The 20,083-nt window shown below is 58.6% G+C and carries 17 protein-coding genes; 7 read left to right on the forward strand and 10 right to left on the reverse strand.

The window, feature by feature from the left end; all coding sequences use genetic code 11:
• From AC0IXH_RS09945 to AC0IXH_RS09960, 4 genes are read right to left on the reverse strand one after another with little or no spacing between them, the layout of a single operon-like run.
• Complete coding sequence (locus tag AC0IXH_RS09945; RefSeq protein ID WP_013201449.1) at window positions 1-783, reverse strand: ABC transporter ATP-binding protein; 783 nt, start codon at window positions 781-783, stop codon at window positions 1-3.
• Window positions 776-1,519, reverse strand: coding sequence for an ABC transporter permease (locus AC0IXH_RS09950; protein WP_471720372.1), 744 nt, complete (start codon window positions 1,517-1,519; stop codon window positions 776-778). The genes AC0IXH_RS09945 and AC0IXH_RS09950 overlap by 8 nt, the downstream gene beginning before the upstream one ends.
• A 12-nt stretch (window positions 1,520-1,531) precedes the next feature.
• On the reverse strand, window positions 1,532-2,248 hold the full coding sequence (locus AC0IXH_RS09955) for an ABC transporter permease (protein ID WP_013201447.1): 717 nt from the start codon (window positions 2,246-2,248) through the stop codon (window positions 1,532-1,534).
• Window positions 2,249-2,264: 16 nt separating this feature from the next.
• Window positions 2,265-3,122, reverse strand: a complete 858-nt coding sequence (locus tag AC0IXH_RS09960; protein WP_013201446.1) for a transporter substrate-binding domain-containing protein — start codon at window positions 3,120-3,122, stop codon at window positions 2,265-2,267.
• Between the two features lie 461 nt (window positions 3,123-3,583).
• Between AC0IXH_RS09960 and hutC (AC0IXH_RS09965) the strand changes: the two genes are divergently transcribed.
• Complete coding sequence (hutC, locus tag AC0IXH_RS09965) at window positions 3,584-4,312, forward strand: histidine utilization repressor (protein ID WP_471721140.1); 729 nt, start codon at window positions 3,584-3,586, stop codon at window positions 4,310-4,312.
• A gap of 39 nt (window positions 4,313-4,351) precedes the next feature.
• Here the strand turns inward: hutC (AC0IXH_RS09965) and hutG are convergent, their stop codons facing one another.
• On the reverse strand, window positions 4,352-5,131 hold the full coding sequence (gene hutG / locus AC0IXH_RS09970) for an N-formylglutamate deformylase (protein WP_471720373.1): 780 nt from the start codon (window positions 5,129-5,131) through the stop codon (window positions 4,352-4,354).
• On the reverse strand, window positions 5,128-6,348 hold the full coding sequence (gene hutI / locus AC0IXH_RS09975) for an imidazolonepropionase (protein ID WP_471720374.1): 1,221 nt from the start codon (window positions 6,346-6,348) through the stop codon (window positions 5,128-5,130). The genes hutG and hutI overlap by 4 nt, the downstream gene beginning before the upstream one ends.
• A gap of 76 nt (window positions 6,349-6,424) precedes the next feature.
• Between hutI and AC0IXH_RS09980 the strand changes: the two genes are divergently transcribed.
• The gene (locus AC0IXH_RS09980; RefSeq protein WP_471721141.1) at window positions 6,425-7,780 is read left to right on the forward strand and encodes a formimidoylglutamate deiminase; all 1,356 of its coding nucleotides are present in this window, start codon (window positions 6,425-6,427) and stop codon (window positions 7,778-7,780) included.
• Window positions 7,777-8,325: a HutD/Ves family protein gene (locus AC0IXH_RS09985; protein ID WP_471720375.1), complete on the forward strand. Its 549-nt coding sequence runs from the start codon at window positions 7,777-7,779 to the stop codon at window positions 8,323-8,325. Before AC0IXH_RS09980 ends, AC0IXH_RS09985 begins: the two co-directional genes overlap by 4 nt.
• A 775-nt stretch (window positions 8,326-9,100) precedes the next feature.
• On the opposite strand, the gene hutC (AC0IXH_RS09990) is transcribed toward AC0IXH_RS09985, so the two are convergent.
• On the reverse strand, window positions 9,101-9,856 hold the full coding sequence (hutC, locus tag AC0IXH_RS09990) for a histidine utilization repressor (protein WP_013201440.1): 756 nt from the start codon (window positions 9,854-9,856) through the stop codon (window positions 9,101-9,103).
• Window positions 9,857-10,241: 385 nt separating this feature from the next.
• Here hutC (AC0IXH_RS09990) and hutH point away from each other — a divergent pair, with 385 nt between their 5' ends.
• The 3 genes from hutH (at window position 10,242) to AC0IXH_RS10005 (ending at window position 14,792) form a co-directional block, all read left to right on the forward strand.
• Entirely contained in the window at window positions 10,242-11,786 is a 1,545-nt protein-coding gene (gene hutH, locus AC0IXH_RS09995; protein WP_013201439.1) for a histidine ammonia-lyase, read from the forward strand.
• Window positions 11,787-11,812: 26 nt separating this feature from the next.
• The gene (gene hutU, locus AC0IXH_RS10000; RefSeq protein WP_013201438.1) at window positions 11,813-13,498 is read left to right on the forward strand and encodes a urocanate hydratase; all 1,686 of its coding nucleotides are present in this window, start codon (window positions 11,813-11,815) and stop codon (window positions 13,496-13,498) included.
• A 136-nt stretch (window positions 13,499-13,634) separates the two neighbouring features.
• Complete coding sequence (locus tag AC0IXH_RS10005) at window positions 13,635-14,792, forward strand: M20 aminoacylase family protein (protein WP_346599310.1); 1,158 nt, start codon at window positions 13,635-13,637, stop codon at window positions 14,790-14,792.
• A gap of 66 nt (window positions 14,793-14,858) precedes the next feature.
• On the opposite strand, the gene ybiB is transcribed toward AC0IXH_RS10005, so the two are convergent.
• The 3 genes from ybiB to AC0IXH_RS10020 form a co-directional block, all read right to left on the reverse strand.
• The gene (ybiB, locus tag AC0IXH_RS10010; protein ID WP_105759412.1) at window positions 14,859-15,830 is read right to left on the reverse strand and encodes a DNA-binding protein YbiB; all 972 of its coding nucleotides are present in this window, start codon (window positions 15,828-15,830) and stop codon (window positions 14,859-14,861) included.
• Between the two features lie 20 nt (window positions 15,831-15,850).
• Window positions 15,851-18,013: an ATP-dependent DNA helicase DinG gene (dinG, locus tag AC0IXH_RS10015; protein ID WP_471720376.1), complete on the reverse strand. Its 2,163-nt coding sequence runs from the start codon at window positions 18,011-18,013 to the stop codon at window positions 15,851-15,853.
• A gap of 68 nt (window positions 18,014-18,081) precedes the next feature.
• Window positions 18,082-18,981, reverse strand: coding sequence for a LysR substrate-binding domain-containing protein (locus tag AC0IXH_RS10020; RefSeq protein ID WP_206402715.1), 900 nt, complete (start codon window positions 18,979-18,981; stop codon window positions 18,082-18,084).
• Window positions 18,982-19,109: 128 nt separating this feature from the next.
• Here AC0IXH_RS10020 and speB point away from each other — a divergent pair, with 128 nt between their 5' ends.
• Window positions 19,110-20,072, forward strand: coding sequence for an agmatinase (gene speB / locus AC0IXH_RS10025; protein ID WP_471720377.1), 963 nt, complete (start codon window positions 19,110-19,112; stop codon window positions 20,070-20,072).
• The last annotated feature ends 11 nt before the right edge of the window (window positions 20,073-20,083 follow it).

Here is a 20,083-nt window from a genome sequence, read left to right on the forward strand (position 1 = left end):
TTAGCCCGCCCGATGACTGGAAATAAACTGTTGGAAACGCGGCGATCCCTGTTCGCCAAACATCTCTTCCGGCGTGCCCTGGCAGTCGATGGTGCCCTGATGCATAAACACCACGCGGTTCGACACGTTACGGGCAAACCCCATTTCATGGGTAACCACCAGCATGGTACGGCCCTCTTCGGCCAGGCTGCGCATCACTTTCAGCACATCGCCGACCAGCTCGGGATCCAGCGCGGACGTCGGCTCATCAAACAGCATCACTTCCGGCTCCATCGCCAGCGCACGGGCAATCGCCACGCGCTGTTGCTGACCGCCCGACAGCTGCGAAGGATAGAAATCTTTGCGGTTGAGCAATCCGACGCGGTCGAGAATTTTTTCCGCCTGCGCAATGCACTCTTTCTTGCTGCGCTTCAGCACATACAGCGGCCCTTCAATCACGTTTTGCAGCACGGTCATATGCGACCACAGATTGAAGCTCTGAAAGACCATTCCCAGCCGGGAACGCAGCGACTCCACCTGGCGATGGTTGGCCGCCAGCTGATGCCCGCGCGCATGGCGCTTCATCTCGATGGTTTCGCCCGCCACGCTGACCACGCCCGAATCCGGCGTTTCCAGCAGATTGATGCAGCGCAGAAAGGTACTTTTGCCGGAGCCGCTCGCGCCGAGGATCGAAATCACGTCGCCCTTCCTCGCCTCCAGCGAAATGCCTTTTAATACTTCAAGCGAGCCGAAAGACTTGCGGATGTCGTTCATCGACAGGGTAATTGGGGCGTAATCAGTCATGTTTCTCTCCGGCAATCACAGGGGGAACAGGCAGAGGCACATCGGCCTCCACCGGGCGCAGACGTGGCGACAGCCTGCGCTCAATCCAGGCATAGATTTGGACGATGATAAAATTGAGGATTAGGTAAATCAGCGCCGCACAGACGAACACTTCCATCGTGCGGTACGTGCGCTGAATAATCTGTTGCGCCACGCCGGTGACATCCCACACCGTCACCAGGCTGGCAAGCGCGGTGGACTTCACCAGCAGGATCGCTTCGGTAGAATAGGCCGGCAGCGCATAGCGCAGCATGATGGGCGCGATAATCCGGCGCAGCAGCAGCCAGCGGGACATGCCGCAGGCCATTCCGGCTTCAATCTGCCCGGAAGGGATCGCCAGCAGGCCACCACGGAAAATTTCGGCGGTGTAAGACGCGGTACAGAGTGCCAGCGCCACCACGGCGCAGAAGAACGGCTCACGCAGCACCGGCCAGACAAAGCTGTGGCGGATCACCTCGAACTGCCCCAGGCCGTAATAGATCAGGAACAGCTGGATCATCAGCGGTGAGCCGCGGAAAACCAGAATATACAGACGGGCGAAGCCGCTGAACAGCGGGTTGCGGCTCATACGCATCGCCAGGATCACCAGTGCCAGCAGACCGCCCAGCACAAATGACGCGAAAAACAGCCCCAGCGTCACCGGCAGCGCGGCCGCGAGTTTGAGGAAGGTATCGGTCAAAAAAGCAAAATCAATCATCGGGCCTCTCCTTTAGCTGTGGGCCGCAGTGCGGCTTTGATGTGCGCGCCCCAGCCGTTGTTCCGCCTTTTTGAAGGCGGTGTTCGAGAGCACCGTCAGCAGCAGATAACAGGTGCCGCCAATCAGATAAAAGGTGAAGTACTGCCGGGTGGAACCGGCCGCCACCTGGCTGGCACGCATCAACTCCACGATGCCGGTCACCGAGATCAGCGCCGAATCCTTCAGGCTCATCTGCCAGACATTGGACAGGCCCGGCAACGCGTAACGCACCACCTGCGGCAGAATAATGCGTTGCAGAATGCGCCACTTCGGCATGCCGATGGCCTGTGCCGCTTCGATCTCGCCGGAATTGAGCGCCAGTCGGCCCGCGCGAAAGACTTCCGCCTGGTACGAGGCGGAAATCAGGCCGATCGCCAGCGCGCCAATCAGGAACGGCGGCACCTCGATAAAGCCATCAGCACCAAACATCTGACCAATCTGGGTAATCAGCCCGGAGCCACCGAAATAGAACAGGTAGATAATCAGCAGTTCCGGAATGCCGCGGAAAATCACTGAATAGCCGTCACCCAGCCAGCGCACCGGACGTCTGGGAGAAAGTTTGGCTGCCGCCACGCCGCTGCCCACCACCGCACCGACCATCATCGCCACCAGCGAAAGCAGTAATGTGGTCAGCGTTGCACTCAGGATTAAGCCTCCCCAGCCATTTTCACCAAACCCAAGATTGGCCATTGTTGCTTCTCCCCGCCTACGGCGTTACGTCAGTTTTAAACCATTTTTGGCTGAGTTTTTTCACCGTGCCATCCGCCAGCGCCGCTTTGATCGCCTCATCCAGTTTGGCTTTCAGATCGTTGTCAGATTTACGGATGCCCAGCGCTTCGCCTTCACCCCAAATCGGACCGCCCAGCTGCGTACCGCCCAGCTGAAGATCTTTGTTCTCCGGCTTGCTGAGAATCGAAGTGGCAAAGGTCACATCGTCAAACACCGCGTCAATACGCTCGGCCTGCAAATCGAGGATCGCATCCGCCGATGCGTTGTACTCGCGCACGGTCGCCACATCCTTGAAGTACTTATCAATAAATGGCGTGTACACCGTGCCGGAGGCGATGCCGATGGTTTTGCCCTTCAGCGCCGCTTTCAGGCTGGCAATCGCCGGTTCGATTTCTTTCGCATCGTCATGCAACTTGATGATCCCGGCAGCGCCGGTGCCCGCTGGCAGCACGCCGCCGCTTTTGGTGGTGATAAAGCTCGCCGGGGTTGAGGCGTACGGCACGGTGAAGTCAATTACCTTGCGGCGGTCCGGGGTGATGACGATCGCATCCATGATCACGTCGTATTTCCCGGCCTGCATACCGGCAATCATCCCATCCCAGTTCTGCACCACCAGCTTGCAGCTGATTTTCATCCGCTGGCACAGGTCAGCCATTAGCTCTGGCTCAAAGCCGCTGAGCTTGCCGCCTGGCAACGTCATGTTCCAGGGTTCGTAGCTGCCTTCGGTGGCAATGGTGATCGATTTCCACTCTTTCGCCTGAACAGAGACGGCGCAAAGCAAGGCTGAAGTAACAAGGGAGGTAACCAGTACCCGACGGACTAACGGATGTTTCATCAAGCGCTCCTGGATAAAAGGGGTGGCACAACTGACGGCGCAACCCTGAGTTTGTCTCTGTTAAACCCGCACAGAGGTGAAGTAGCTATGTCATGTATATACAAGTAAAGCCGTGACTATTCCCGCGACCAAAGACAAAACTGTGACGCACTCTATGTTAATGACTTGTTGTCAGCAGTTGTTATGTCTTGTACATACAACCAGAGCAATTTTTATGCCATTTTCACCCTTACCGGCTCACCCCTGCTAAAACAAGACACGTCTGAGCCAAACAGCCATTTAGCCTGGTAACGACATCAATCTTTTGCACCAGAAGAAGGCAATACGCACCAAAAGTGCACGGTTAAGTGCGGCCAACGACGGCAAAAAATGTCTGTTGTACCGTCAGATACACTGTGTACACTTTCTCCTCAGCCCGCAAAAAGGTATCCGCAGTGTCAGACCACAAAGCGCTCTCCGAGATGATTACCCTGCTCAGCAATGAACCCGCCCCGCTCTATCAACAGGTCAAACAAGGCATCATCAACCTGATCCGCGCCGGACACTGGCAACCCCATCAGCGCGTTCCCTCGGAAAGTGAAATGGTGGTGGAACTGGGCGTCAGCAGAATGACCATCAACCGTGCGCTGCGGGAGCTGACCAGCGAAGGGTTTCTGATGCGCCTGCAGGGCGTCGGCACGTTTGTCGCCGAGTTAAAGGCGTTCACGCCGATGCTGGAGGTGCATAACATTGCCGATGAGATTGCCAGCCGGGGACATCGTCACGCCAGCGAGGTGCTGTTCCTGCGTGAGGAAAAGGCCGAGTTTGTCGCCGCCCAGGCGCTGGGCATCAGCGTGGGGTCAGCCCTGTTTCACTCGCGCATTATCCATTTTGATAACGAGATACCGGTGCAGTTAGAGGATCGTCAGGTTAATCCGCGGGTCGCCCCTGACTATCTTCAGCAGGATTTTACCCAGGGAACGCCCTTTGCTTATCTGACCGGGATTGCGCCGTTAACCGCCGGCGAGCATGTGGTGGAAGCGGTGAGCGCCACGGAAGAGGAGCGGCTGTTGCTGCAGATTGCGGTGGGTGAGCCCTGCCTTCAAATTCAGCGCCGCACCTGGCATCAGCAGGCGGTGGTGACCTGCGCACGCCTGCTGTATCCGGGCGCGCGCTATAAGATGTTCGGCCGTTTCCAGCCGCAGAATTAAGGGATTAAGCCAGCCTGCTGATTGAACAGGCTATTGAGGTTAGCGCTTTAGCATCCGGTCGATAAGTTGCTTCAGCAGCGGTTGCAGCGTGCTGGCCTTATCGCCGCGCCAGTTAAACGGCGGCGTCTCATCCATATAGTTGCACTGGGCCAGCTCCAGCTGCACCGCATGCTGATTTTCTTCCGGCTTACCGTAAGCGCGGGTGATATAGCCGCCCTTAAAGCGCCCGTTCATCACCCAGCTGAAGCTGGATTGCGCGGCACAAATCTCCGTCAACCCTTCGGCGATGGCCGGGCTACAGCTCAGGCCGCCATTGGTACCCAGATTCACATCCGGCAGCTGGCCGTCGAACAGACGCGGGATCACCGAGGCGATGGAGTGCGCATCAAACAGCAGTGCATAGCCAAACTTCTGCTTAATTCGCGCCAGCTCCTTTTGGATTTGCTGATGGTATGGCGTCCAGAGAGTCGCCAGATAGCCCAGCCGCTGCGCATCGCTCGGCGTCATGCCGGGCTTGAAGGTTGGCGTACCGTCAAACAGCGTTTCGGGATAGAGCCCGGTGGTGGCGGTGGTGTACAGCGCCTCGTTGTCCGGCGGTCGGTTCATGTCGATAACAAAACGGGAATAGTTGGCCACCAGCACGCTGGCACCCATCTCACGGACAAAATCATACAGCTGGGGGATATGCCAGTCGGTGTCCGGCAGGCCGCGGGCCGCGTCACTCAGACCCTGTTCGACTTCCGGTGTCAGCGCGGTGCCGGCATGCGGGATGCTGACCAGTAAGGGTAGCGAACCCTGGGTAAACTCAAATGGTTTCATCGAATTGCCTCTCCTCTGAAGATCACCTGACAAGGCAATTGCCCGCCAAGCCAGTAAACCAGTTCCGCCGGGCGCTTGAGCGGCCAGTGAACGAAATCAGCGTATTTGCCGGTCTCAAGCGATCCCTGCGTATCCGCCAGGCCCAGCGCCCTTGCGCCGTGCAGGGTGGCTCCCGCCAGCGCTTCTTCCGGCGTCATACCGAACAGCGTGCAGCCCATATTGAGCATCAGGCGTAATGACAGCGCGGGCGAGGTGCCCGGATTGGCATCGCTGGCCAGCGCCATCGGCACCTTGTACTGGCGGAACAGCGCCACCGGCGGCACCTGTTTTTCACGCAGCAGGTAGAAAGCGCCGGGCAGCAAGACGGCCACGGTGCCGCTTGCGGCCATCGCGGCCACATCCGCTTCGGTGGCATATTCCAGGTGGTCAGCAGAGAGCGCGTTAAACTTCGCCGCCAGCGAACTCCCACCGAGGGAAGAGAGCTGTTCGGCATGCAGTTTCACCGGCATCCCCAGCCGTTGTGCGGCCTCAAACACGCGGGTGACCTGGGCAGGCGAGAACGCCAGATGTTCGCAGAAGGCGTCCACCGCATCGGCGAGTTTTTCACGGGCGACCTGCGGCAGCAGCTGTTCGCAGATTAGCGTGATCCAGCCATCAGGATCGGATTTGAATTCAGGTGGAGTGGCGTGAGCGGCCAGGCAGGTTGAGCGAATCTGCACCGGATGGATCTTTGCCAGCTGACGGATCGCTTTCAGCATTCGCAGTTCACTCTCCTGGTCCAGCCCGTAACCGGATTTGATCTCAACGGTAGTGACGCCTTCCGCCAGCAGTCTTTCCAGTCGCCAGCTGGCACTGGCCACCAGTTCGTCGAGCGAGGCTTTGCGGGTGGCGGTGACCGTGGAGATGATCCCCCCGCCCTGCGCCGCAATTTCGCTGTAGCTGACGCCATTGAGACGTTGTTCGAACTCGTGGCTCCGGTCGCCGCCAAACACCAGATGGGTGTGGCAATCGACGAAACCTGGCGTGATGATGCCGCCTTCCAGTTTGTTATGGATATCGGCGCGAGTATGTTTTGCCTCTTTCCACGGGCCAATCCAGACGATCCTGTCCTGACGCACCGCGATAGCCCCGTTCGGGATGATGCTATACTTGCCCTCCTGCATCGTCACGATATCGGCACCGTACCACAGGCTGTCACAGCGAAGTTCACCGCTCATCTTCTCTCCCGGCTTTACTGTTGATTCATAAGTATGTATATGTATATACAACTACATTGCCTGGGAAGCAACCATGATGGCTCGCTATTTTGCGCCGCGCGTCCTGCTGGTGGACGGTTGGCATCACGATGTTTTGATTGAAGTCGACGACGCTGGATTTATTCAGAAGCTCACGCCCAATGCCGCTGAAGGCGACGCCGAACGCCTGAATGGCGCGGTGATCCCGGCGATGGCGAACCTGCATTCTCATGCCTTTCAGCGCGTGATGGCGGGGCTGGCCGAAGTGGCCGGCGACCCGCAGGACAGTTTCTGGACCTGGCGTGATTTAATGTATCGCATGGTGCAGCGCCTTTCGCCTGAGCAGGTTGGCGCCATCGCCGCCCATCTTTATGTCGACATGCTAAAAGGCGGCTATACCCAGGTCGCTGAATTCCATTATCTGCACCATCACACCGACGGCACGCCGTATCCGCAGGATCAGATGTTGCAGCAGCTGATTGCCGCAGCTGGCCGCGTCGGCATCGGTCAGACCATGTTGCCGGTTCTCTACAGCTATGCCGGTTTTGGTGCGCAGCCGCCGCAGCCGGGCCAGAAGCGCTTTATTCAGGATACCGCCGGTTATTTGCGTCAGCAGCAGCAGTTGACTGAGCTGCTCGCCGACAAGCCGCTGCATAATCAGGGGATTTGCTTTCACTCGCTGCGTGCGGTCAGCGAACCGCAAATGCGAGAGGTGCTGGCCGCCCTGCCGGCCAGTCTGCCGGTACATATTCACGTTGCCGAGCAGGAAAAAGAGGTGGCTGACAGTCTGGCGTGGAGCGGTGAACGCCCGGTCAGCTGGCTGCTCAATCGGTTTGCGGTGGATGCGCGCTGGTGTCTGATCCACGCCACTCATCTCGACGAGAGCGAGGTTTCGCGTCTCGCCGCCAGCAAGGCGGTCGCCGGTCTTTGCCCGACCACCGAAGCCAATCTCGGCGACGGCATTTTCCCGGCCACCGACTATATCGCCCTTGGCGGCCGTTGGGGCATTGGTTCCGACAGTCACGTTTCGCTGGATGTCGTTGAAGAGTTGCGTCTGCTCGAATACGGTCAACGGCTGCGCGATCGTCGTCGCAACCGCATAGTCACCCCAGAACAAACCTCGGTTGGCGATCTGCTTTACCGTCAGTCGCTGGAAGGCGGCGCGCAGGCCTGTGGCGTGAAGATGGGTCAGCTGGCGCAAGGATACCGGGCCGACTGGCTGGTGTTGGCCGATGATGCCTTATTGGGAAGCACGGCAGACGCTTCGCTGTTGAACCGTTGGCTGTTTGCCGGGCATCGTGGGCAGATTCAGGACGTCTTTGTTGCCGGTAAGCAGGTGATTGCGGACGGTAAGCACGCCGATCAGCCGAAAATCGATGCGGCGTTCCGGACTGTGGTTGAGGCGCTGAAATGATGCATTTCTTTGACATGCAAACCTTGCCGGTCAGCCGTTGGCGAAATGGTGGCGGCGAAACGCGGGAGATCATCAGTTTCCCGCCTTCTGCGGAGGCGTTTAGCTGGCGCATCAGCATTGCCACCATCGCTCAGGACGGGGATTTTTCCCTGTTTCCAGGCATCGATCGGGTGATCACGCTACTGGACGGCGACGGTGTGGAGCTGAATGCCCGTGGCAAGTATCAGCAGCTGTTATTGCGCAACCAGCCATTTGTGTTCGCGGGTGAAGATGAGATTTCGTCACGGTTAATCGGTGGTGTAAGCAGTGACTTTAACGTGATGACCCGGCGGGAAACGCATCAGGCAGCGGTGCGGGTGGTCAACGAAAGTATTTTCCCTGCCGCCGAAACCGCCGGCGTCGCCTATGTGTTAGCCGGAGAATGGGTCCTTGGCGACCGCCGTTTGCAACAGGGTCAGGGCGTCTGGTGGCCGCAAAACGGTGAGCCGCTGGCACCGGGATCGGCGGATGCCGAGTTGCTGTTTACGGAGATTAGGCAGAGATAGTTAGATAAGTCGGCTGGGGGTATTGGTGGCAAGGTCTGGGAGAGTTTGTTGCTGCTATTCTGTAAGTCGTTTGGGGGTCTTGGTGGCAAGGTTAGGGAGAGTTTGTGGCTGCTATTCTGTAAGTCGTCTGGGTGTCTTGGTGGCAAGGTCTGGGAGAGAGGGGTGAACACAAAGTCGCCGTGAACCCATCCCTGGGGGCTCAGCGGCGACATCCCTGTCGCCGATGCTTTGCTTATCACCCCTCTCTCCCTTCCCCTAAGCTTCAGCGTCGAATAGTTAATTCGGGACGCACAGGTCAAAACCAGATGGATTTTGACCTGTGCGTTCACCAAAGCATCCGAAAACGTTGAAGTTAGTGGGCGGTAGCACAGAGCGGGTTAGCCGAGTGTATGCCGCAGGGATGCGGCATCCAAGCCCCCAGGGATGGGTTCACGGCGTCTCGGATAACCCGCTCTGTGCGGACGCTATACACCGAACCCGGTCTTGACCTTGACTGAAGGCTAACACCAAAGCCGAATTTGACCTTGGCTGAAGACTTACACCCAACCCGGTTTTGACCTTGACTGAAGACTTACACCGAACCCGGTTTTGACCTGTGCATCCACAAAACCACCCAATAAACGTTGAAGTTACCGGGCGGTAGCACAGAGCGGGTTAGCCGAGTGTATGCCGCAGGGATGCGGCATCCAAGCCCCCAGGGATGGGTTCACGGCGTCTCGGATAACCCGCTCTGTGCGGACGCCATACACCGGACCCGGTTTTGACCTTAGTAAACTTAGCCGTGCCCCTTAAAACGCCCCAGCAACTTATATCGCGAGCCGGGATACAACAGCTTGGCGTAGGTCACGATCTTCGCGTCACTCCATGTCTGACGACGGATTAACAAACAGGGTTCATTGGCCTCTATCGCCAACGACGTACACTGCTGACGATTCGGCAATACCGCTTCGACAATGTGCTCACCCGCCGTTAATGGCGCGACGCGCATCAAATAGGTGTAGGGGGTTTGCGCGGTGAAATCCTGCTGCAAATAATCCGGCGCCACCAGCGGATTCACCAACCGGTCCTCCAACTGAACGGCCAGATCGTTCTCGAAATGCACAATCACCGAATGGAACACCGCATTACCGGTGCTCAAACCCAATACTGAAGCCTGCTCAGGATCGGCTTTGATTTCCCGTAATGCCACAATCTTGCAACTGTGGCGATGCCCGCGCTGAGCAATCTCCTCGGCAATATTGTGCACTTCCAACATCGCCGTGTAGCCTTTCGACTCGGCCACAAAGGTGCCGACGCCCTGCATGCGGATCAAATAGCCTTCGCTGGTCAGCTCACGCAACGCCCGATTTATGGTCATCCGGCTGACGCCAAGCTCATTCACCAACTCGCTCTCAGACGGCACCCGCTGATTCGACTTCCAAACGCCTTCCGTAATCTGGCTGACGATCGCCTGCTTCACCCGCTGATAAATCGGCGCAGGCTGATCGCTCATGGCGGCTGAGAGTTGAGAAATGGCAGTCTGCTCGACCATAAATTGCTTCCTTAATAAAAATACTTTCGCCAGTTTACTGTTAACCCACCCAAATGTATATACATCTGAGGGGCAACCACTGCACTGAAATGGAGCAGCCTGCTTCAGAATAGCGCACGACCCGCGCCTCGGTTAAAAACACCACCAACCCAGTCACCACGCGGATCCGGCCCTGAAGCCCGCCGCCACCGCGCTTGAGATGAATTTCACCACAGACAGAAAGTTTTGTGATCGAACTGGCACAAGCATTGCTAATTGTATAGACAAGACTATACACATCTGCTTCACTGCAGAAAGTGACCTGTTAAGCCCCCGCTGCCCAATGGCAACGGCATCCCTGAAAAAGGGTCGATACCCTACGAACTTGTCTATACAGGAGTATACCATGTCAGCCACCCCGCATCTCTGCCACCTGATCCCCGGTAAGGTTGAGTTGGCGATGCTGAAACGCATCTATCACGGTGAGGTTCACCTCTCGCTGGATGACAGCGCCCGCGCCAAAATCCTTGAGGCCCGCGCCACCGTCGAAGCCATCGTTAATTCTGGCAAGGTAACCTACGGCATCAACACCGGCTTCGGTAAACTGGCGCAAACCTCTATCCCGGCTGAACGCCTGGCGGAACTGCAACGCAATTTGGTGCTCTCGCACAGCGTCGGCCTGGGTGACCTGCTGCCCGATGATGTGGTGCGCGTGGTGATGGCGACCAAAATCATCAGCCTGGCGCGCGGCCATTCTGGCGTGCGCATCGAACTGATCGACGGCCTGCTGGCCCTGTTTAACGCCGGCGTGATGCCCTGTATTCCCGAGAAAGGATCGGTTGGCGCGTCCGGCGACCTCGCACCGCTGGCGCACCTTTCCCTGATGCTGCTGGGCGAAGGTGACGTGCGGGTTGAAGGCAAACTGATCCCGGCGACGGAAGGCCTGGCGCTGGCCGGCCTGCAACCGTTCGTGCTGGGACCAAAAGAAGGCCTGGCGCTGCTGAACGGCACCCAGGTGTCGACCGCACTGGCCCTGCGCGGCCTGTTCGAAGGCGAAAAAGCCTTTGCCGCCGGACTGGTTGCCGGCGCGCTGTCGCTGGAAGCCATCAAGGGATCGATTAAACCTTACGACAGCCGCATCCATGAAGCGCGCGGTCAAGTGGGGCAAATCGCCGTGGCCGCCGCCGTCACTGCGCTGCTGGAAGGCAGTGAAATCCTCCCTTCGCACGCCAACTGCGGCCGGGTGCAGGATCCCTACTCCATTCGCTGCGTGCCTCAGGTGATGGGCGCCTGCCTCGATAACCTGACCCACGCCGCCAAAATCCTGCAGATTGAAGCCAATGCGGCTTCGGATAACCCGCTGGTCTTCAGCGACACCGGCGATGTGATTTCCGGCGGTAACTTCCATGCCGAACCCGTTGCCTTCGCCGCCGATATTCTGGCGCTGGCGATTGCCGAAATTGGCGCCATCTCCGAACGCCGCATGGCGCTGTTGCTGGATACCGGCCTGTCCGGCCTGCCACCGTTCCTCGTCAACGACGGCGGCGTCAACTCCGGCTTTATGATTGCCCAGGTCACCGCGGCCGCGCTGGCCTCGGAAAACAAATCCCTGGCGCACCCTGGCAGCGTCGACAGCCTGCCTACCTCGGCAAACCAGGAAGACCACGTCTCAATGGCAACCTATGCCGCCCGACGCCTCGGCGCGATGTGCTTTAACACCTCGGCGGTGGTCGGCATTGAAGCGATGGCGGCTGCACAGGGCATCGACTTCCATCGCCCGCTGCAAAGCTCTCCGCTGATTGAGCAGGAACTCTCTGCCCTGCGCGAGCGCGTCGCCTTCCTCGACAAAGATCGCCTGATGGCGCCGGATATTGAACAAATGCGGTTATGGGCAAGCAGCGACCGCTGGCCGCAGCCAGTTGCCGCCCTTTTACCCAGTGCAGCACGTTAAGCAACCCCAAAATTAAGGACTGAAAAATGAGTGACAACGTAAGCAAAGCCGTGGCTCGCGAAGTGCGTGCCCCTCATGGTAGCGAACTTAACTGTGCCAACTGGCTGATTGAAGCGGCCTACCGCATGATCCAGAACAACCTCGATCCCGACGTGGCAGAGCGCCCGGAAGATCTGGTGGTGTACGGCGGCATCGGGAAAGCGGCCCGTAACTGGGAGTGCTTCGAGCAGATCCTGCGCTCGCTTAAAGCCCTGCAACCGGAAGAAACGCTGCTGGTGCAGTCCGGCAAACCGGTCGGCGTGTTCCGTACCCATGCCGATGCGCCGCGCGTGCTGATCGCCAACTCCAACCTGGTGCCGCACTGGGCCACCTGGGACCACTTCCACGAGCTGGATAAAGCCGGCCTGATGATGTACGGCCAGATGACCGCCGGTTCCTGGATCTACATCGGTGCCCAGGGCATCGTGCAGGGCACCTTTGAAACCTTCGTTGAGGCCGGCCGCCAGCATTACAACGGCGACCTGAGCGGTAAATGGATACTGACCGCAGGCTTAGGTGGCATGGGCGGCGCGCAAACGCTGGCTGGCGTACTGGCTGGCGCGTCGGTGCTGGCCGTTGAGTGCCAGGAATCGCGTATCGACTTCCGCCTGCGCACCCGCTATGTCGACTTCAAAGCCACCAGCCTCGATGAAGCGCTGGCGATGATCGACAGCGCCAACAAAGAAAAACGCGCAATCTCCGTCGGCCTGCTGGGCAACGCCGCTGAAATCCTGCCGGAACTGGTGAAACGCGCCAAAGCCGGCGGCATGAAGCCGGACATCGTTACCGATCAGACCTCGGCCCATGACCCAATCAACGGTTACCTGCCGGTGGGCTGGCGCGTTGAGCAGTGGGAAGAGACCCGCAAATCCGATCCTAAAGCGGTGGCGAAAGCCGCCCGTGCCTCGATGGCGGTGCATGTGCAGGCGATGCTCGACTTCTGCCATATGGGCATTCCCACCGTCGACTACGGCAACAATATTCGCCAGGTAGCGCTGGAAGAAGGGGTCAAAAATGCCTTCGATTTCCCAGGCTTTGTCCCGGCGTATATCCGTCCGCTGTTCTGTGAAGGCAAAGGTCCGTTCCGCTGGGTGGCGCTGTCTGGCGACCCGGAAGATATCTACAAGACCGATGCCAAACTGAAAGAGCTGTTCCCTGATCACAAAAACCTGCACCGCTGGCTGGATATGGCGCAGGAGCGTATTGCTTTCCAGGGCTTGCCAGCCCGTATCTGCTGGCTGGGACTGGGCGAGCGTCACCTTGCCGGTCTGGCCTTTAACGAAATGGTGCGCAATGGCGAACTGAAAGCGCCGGTGGTGATTGGTCGTGACCATCTGGACTGCGGCTCAGTCGCCTCGCCAAACCGGGAAACGGAAGCGATGAAAGACGGTTCTGATGCCGTTTCCGACTGGCCGCTGCTGAATGCGCTGCTGAATACTGCGGGCGGCGCGACCTGGGTCAGCCTGCACCACGGCGGTGGCGTCGGTATGGGCTTCTCACAACATGCGGGCGTGGTGATTGTTGCCGACGGTACCGCAGAGGCCGATAAGCGTCTGGGCCGCGTGCTGTGGAACGATCCGGCGACCGGCGTGATGCGTCATGCGGATGCGGGTTATGAACTGGCGCAGGAATGTGCCGCGAAGCACGAACTGAACCTGCCGATGATTCGCTAGACCTGATGGCCGGGCGCCCTGCCCGGCCTGTTTCATTTTTTCGCCATCCGCACAGCACGCCATTTCTGCCCGCCATTTTATGCTACCTTAAATCAGCCAGATATCAGGAATGACAGCCCGCAGAGGAGAGGACGTTATGGCAATCCCCGTTTCGCTGATTGAACAAGCCACCCGCTGGCGTAAAGAGCTGCATGCTCTGCCGGAACTGGGCTACCAGGAACATCAGACTTCCCGCAAAGTCGCTGAACTGCTGCGGGAATTTGGCTTGCAGGTGCATACCGGCCTGGCCGGCACTGGCGTGGTGGGCTCGCTGGAAAACGGCCCTGGGCCGACGATTGGTTTCCGTGCCGATATGGACGCCCTGCCGATCACCGAGCTGGGCAATGCCGAATGGCGTTCCACCCAGCCAGGCGTGATGCATGCCTGTGGACATGATGGCCATACCGCCATGCTGTTGGCCGCCGCAAAACATCTGAGTGAAACCCGCCAGTTTAGCGGTACGGTGCACTTTGTTTTTCAGCCGGCGGAAGAGAATCTCGGCGGCGCCCGCAAAATGGTTGCGGATGGCCTGTTTGAGCTGTTCCCGATGGATGCGATCTACGGCCTGCATAACTGGCCCGGCTTGCCGGTCGGTCATCTGGCGGTTAACAGCGGCGCGATGATGGCCTCGCTGGATGCCTTCGAAATTACCCTGCATGGCAGAAGTTGCCATGCGGCGATGCCTGAAAACGGCGCGGACCCGATTGTGGCTGCCGCCCAGCTGATCCTCGCACTGCAAACCATTCCAGCCCGTCGCCTGTCGCCGCTGGCGTCTGCGGTGGTCAGCATCACCCAGATTGCCGGTGGTGAAGCGATCAACGTTATCCCGGAGAATGTGGTGCTGCGCGGCACCCTGCGCTGTCTGCAAGGGGATGTCCGAAGCAAAGTGCGCAAGATGATTGATGAATTCGTTACTACCTTCACCGCACCAATGGGCATTGAAGGCAGCATTGAGTATCTGACGGATTATCCGGTGACGCGCAACAATGCGGCGGAAGCGGAGAAGGTGCGCGACTGTGCGCTGGCGCTGCTGCCGGCTGAACGGGTGCATTGGGAAGTCAGTCCGTCGATGGCGTCGGAAGACTTCGCCTGTATGCTGGACGTCTGTCCGGGTGCCTACTTCTGGATTGGCGCAGATGGCGAGACGCCCTCCAGGCCGTTACACAATGCCCATTACGATTTTAACGATCGGCTGATTAGCGAAGGCATTTCGCTGTGGACCGCGCTGGCCGAGCGTTTACTGCCTCTGCGTTAAACTGACGTCGGGCGGTAAACGCGCCGCCCGAATCTCTGTCACGCAACACTCCCCGCGACGTCGCGCTTAATAGCCGGCAGCGTCGATCTGCACTAACCCTTCGGCGATATCCGCCGCCCGACCGGTGGCGACATAACAGCAGGCGATCTGCTGGCGCAGCGCTTCCGGCACCGCAACCTCACGATTCAGGCAGCGGGTGATCCAGGCGGCGGTGGTGTCGGCATCTTTCGCTTCCGGCAGCGCATCACGGTCGGTAATCACCTCGTCCTGACGCGGCAGCATCAGTTGCGGTTCGCTGCCATTGATCAGGCTGATGGCCGGGAAACGCTGGGGATTGGCGTACACCTCGCCTTCGGTGCCGTTCAGCAACAGCGCACGACCGCCAATCGCCTGGAAAAACTTGCCGACGCGGGGAATGTACTCAGGATGGGACACGCTGGAGAGGCGCAGCGCCGCGTCTTCCGCAAACGGCGTCGCCAGCTTGGCCAGCGTGTGCGCGCTGTTACGCACGCCCATCTTCCAGCGCAGCGACAGCTGACGATCCAGCGGTTCACACAGCGTGGCGACGGTCATAAACACCAGTTCACCCTGCGCCAGTTTCGCCTGGGCCTGTTCGGCGTTGTGCACCGCAGGCACGTCTAACGCCGCAAAAATCGCTTCGCTGGTAATGCGGGTCGGATCGTCGCTCACGCCATGGACCACCACCGGAAAACCGAGCCTGCTTAACAACAGCGCCAGCAGCGGCGTCAGGTTTCCCTGTTTGCGCGCGCCGTTGTAGCTGGGGATCACCACCGGCATCGGCTGATTGGCCGGCGGCGTCAGCTGCATCACCCGTTCCTGCATCGCCTGATAAAAGCCGAGCATCTCTTCTTCGCCTTCGCCTTTGATGCGCAGGGCAATCAGAATGCCGCCGAGTTCCAGATCCGGCACCGCTCCCGTCAACATCTGGCGATAGAGATCGCGCGCGGTGGCAAAATCGATATCACGGGCATGGTTTTTACCGCGCCCGACTTCTTTGATGATCTTGTTATATTCCATGCTTCTACTCTGTTCGGTGGTTAGCGGCGACGACGGGCGGCAGGTTTCTTGCCGCTGAGGGCTGGACTGGCTTTCGGCAGCGGCCCTTCCGGCATGGCAGGTTGCTCGATCGGGAAGACCGGAAGTGCCCCCAGCAAACGGGCGCCGTAACTTTTGCTCAGTAAACGGCGGTCGTAAATCACGATTTCGCCAAAACATTCATGGCTGCGGATCAGTCTGCCCACCTGCTGAATCAGATTAAAGGAGGCGCTGGGCAGACTTTGTACTTCAAACGGATAGCGCTTCAGGCTTTTCAGCCATTCGCCCTCGGTCAAAATAACCGGACTGTCCACCGGGGGGAAAGCAATTTTATGAATATGCACCTGGGACAGCAAATCGCCCTTCAGATCCAGACCTTCGGCAAACGACTGCAGGCCAACCAGGATGCTGGTTTCACCCTGCTCAACGCGCTTACGGTGCAAGGCCACCAGCGCCGGACGCGGCTTATCGCCCTGCACCAGCATCATCAGCCGCAGCTCAGGAATATAAGCGAGAAACTGCTGCATGGCCCGGCCGCTGGCAAACAGCACGAGGATGCCTTTGTGCTTTGCCTGCTTAATTTGATCGCGGAAAAAGTGCGCCATTTCCGCCAGATGCTTCACCTCATTCGCCAGCATCGGCTCGAACTGCATCTGTGGGATCACCAGCTTTCCCTGGTCAATATGGTTAAACGGGGAATCCAGGGCGACAAAACGATCGCCGACCTTCTCCGTCAGGCCAGACATCTCCTGCAAACGCTGGAAGCTGCTGAGCGAGCGCAAGGTAGCGGAAGTCAGCACCACATGGGGAATTTTGCGCCACAGCAGTTTCTCCAGCTGATCGCTGACGCGGATCCCGGCGCAATGAAACATCAGATGTGCATTGCCTTCACGGATTTCCCGCGTGGCCCATTTCGACACCGGTGCGCCAGAGGCTTTCTCCATCGCCGCCAGCCGCCACAGTTTGCTGCTGGCTTCAAACCAGCCCAACGCTTTGTTCATCTGGATCAGCGTGCGGTGCAACCTGACCACATCAAACTGGCCGGATTTTTCGCTCAAATCGTTAAGCAAGGCTTCTGCCAGACCACGCAGCCCGTCGCTGAGCTTGAACAGGCGCGCACAGATCGTCAGCACCTCTTCCGGCAGCAGGCCCATTTCAAAGCGGTATTCGCCTTCCTGATTATTGGGCGGCAGCAGCTGGGCGAGGATATGCGACAGCTGCTGAAGCTGTTCACGCACCTCTTCGCAATGGGCTTTCAGCCGCTCAGGGTTACTGAGCCCCGGCGGCCTTTTTGGCTGGAACTGCGCCATACACTGCTCCACCAGACGGCAGAACAGATCGAGCTGTAAGGTGGTCCAGCCCGGGGTGATCTCGCCGCTCATTTCCAGCGCATCGCGGGCGACGTCCGGCAGATGATGGCCCTCATCCAGCACCAGCAGCAGGTTTTTCGCTGGCGGTAACACCGATTCGGTTTCCAGCGCGGCCATCACCAGCGCATGGTTGGCGACCACCACATCCGCATGTTCAATCTCACGGCGGGCAACATAGAACGGACATTCACGAAACCAGTGGCAGTTACTGGCCAGGCAGTTGGCTTTATCGGTGCTCAGGCGCTGCCACAGGGAGTCCTCAATGGTGTCTTCGCAGTGATCGCGCAGGCCGTCCCATTGATGGCGGTTGAGTTTTTTTTCTAACGTGGTGCACAGCGCGCGCTCATCCTTGCTGGCGGTCATCTGCTCATCAAGGAACAGCAGCAGATCGCCCTGCTTCTCTTCATCGGTGGCCAGCGCCGAGAGATTGCGCGGGCAGACATAGCGCCCACGGCCAAAGGCCGCCGTGAACTGCAGATCGGGAATGATTTTCTTCAGCAGCGGCAAATCCTTGCTGTAAATCTGATCCTGCAGCGCCACGTTAGCGGTACTGACCACCAGCGGCTTCTTCTCGTCACGGCTGACCGCGATGCCGGGGATCAGATAGGAGAGCGTTTTCCCCACGCCGGTCGGCGCTTCAATCGCCAGATGGCGACCATCATCGCCCGACAGCGTTTTCGCCACTTCGGCAATCATCTGCCGCTGCGGGGCGCGGGGAATAAAATCGGGAATTTGTTGCTGAAGGGCTTTGTACCATTCGGCAATTTGCGTTTTTAACGCGGCAGATAACGCCATGACAACCACTTTTTACTGAAACGGCCTGTATTTTTACACAGTATAAGGCTGACGTCAGCCTTCTTAGATTATTGTGTCGGCGCGGCACGCAATTTTACTAAATCGCGGAAAGCCCTGATCAGCGTCTCCCGGCTGCGCCCACGGCGGAAAATCAGTGAGAAAGAGGCCTGATAGCTGAACTGCTGCGGAGACAACCTTTTCAGCCGCCCTTTCTCCACCCAGGGCCGCGCACAGTGTTCCGGCAGATAGCCGATATAACGCCCGGAGAGGATCAGGATCAGCTGGGCTTCAATACTTTCCACCGAGGCGGCGCTGGCCTTGAATCCACGCCGCATCAGCTCGGCCTGATTCCAGTAACTGCGGGTGACAAAGCCATAATCATGCAGATCCAGCGCATCAAGATCCGGCTGGTCAAACAGCTGATGGCTGTCACTGCAGTACAGCCAGTGCTGCTCGTGATGCAGCGGCACCGTCACCAGGTTATTGACGTTAACCGGGAAATGACCGATAGCCAGATCGAGCCGGTTATCCAGCACCTTCTGCTGCAGCTCATTGGGATCGCGAACCGAAAGATTGAGGTACACCGCCGGGAATCGCTCGCTGAACTGATTGATGCTCTCCGCCAGCCCCAGCCGGGTGTCGGTAGAGACGGAATCCACCACCCCCAGCGAAAAAACGCCGCCCTGTTCGGTTTTCAGCCCCTCAACCTGGCGGTCAAAGTCGGACAGCGTGCCCAGCAGCTGCAGGCTGTATTGCAAAAACTGTTCACCGCGCGGGGTTAACGAAAATCCGCCGCGTCCGCGCTGGCACAGCACAAATCCCAACCGCTGTTCCAGTTCGCTCATATAACCGCTGATCGCCGGCATGGTCATATTCAGCTCCTGCTGCGCGCGGGAAAAGCCCTGGCAGCGGGCCACCGTGGCGAAAATAGTCAGAAGCTTGAGGTTGGGCAGACGGGTGGTACTCACGGCGGATCCTCAGGGTCGGCAATCAGTTATGAATTTTATGAACTGATTATTTGCTCTCAGGGATTTTTTCACAAGCCTGTACGACAGATGATGGCGGTTCATTTGCTGACTGCCCGGAGGCGCACCCGATGCAACCTGTTGATAACCCCGATTTCCCGCAGCCGCAAAGCGGTAACGATATGCCGCGTTTTGCCGGACGTGGCACCATGATGCGTTTGCCGGCAGTCGACACGCCGGCTGGACTGGATGCGGCCTTTGTCGGCATTCCGCTGGACATCGGCACGTCGCAGCGCGCAGGTACCCGTTATGGCCCGCGCGCGATTCGGGCGGACTCGGTGATGATCCGGCCGTATAACATGGCCACCGGCGCGGCCCCGTTTGATTCACTGCGGGTGGCTGACCTCGGCGATGTGCCGATCAACACCTATAATCTGCATAAATCCGTACAGATTATCGAAGACTATTACACCGGGCTGAACGCCTTCCCGCTGGTGCCGCTTACGCTCGGTGGCGATCACACCCTGACGCTGCCCATTCTGCGCGCGCTGGTAAAAAAGCACGGACCGGTAGGACTTATCCATGTCGATGCGCATACTGATACCAACGACGACATGTTTGGCGAGAAGATTGCGCATGGCACCACCTTCCGCCGGGCGGTCGAAGAGGGATTACTCGATCTCACACGCGTGATACAGATTGGTCAGCGGGCGCAGGGCTACGATGCCGGCGATTTTCAGTGGGGCGTCGATCGGGGTTTCCGTCTGGTACCCGCTGAAAAATGCTGGTATCAGTCCATGGCACCGCTGATGGCAGAGGTTCGCGCGCAGATGGGCAGCGGCCCGGTTTATCTTTCCTATGATATCGACAGCTTTGATCCCGCCTGGGCACCGGGCACCGGCACGCCGGAAGTGGGCGGCTTAACCTCGATTCAGGGGCTGGAAATTGTGCGCGGATGCCGTGGTCTGAACCTGATTGGCGCTGACCTGGTTGAGGTTTCGCCCCCTTATGATATCAGCGGCACCACCTCGCAGCTGGCAGCAAATATTCTCTACGAAATGCTCTGTGTGTTACCCGGAGTGAAATACAACTGAAGGCGCCCAGC

Source organism: Erwinia sp. AC075, from assembly GCF_979253995.1.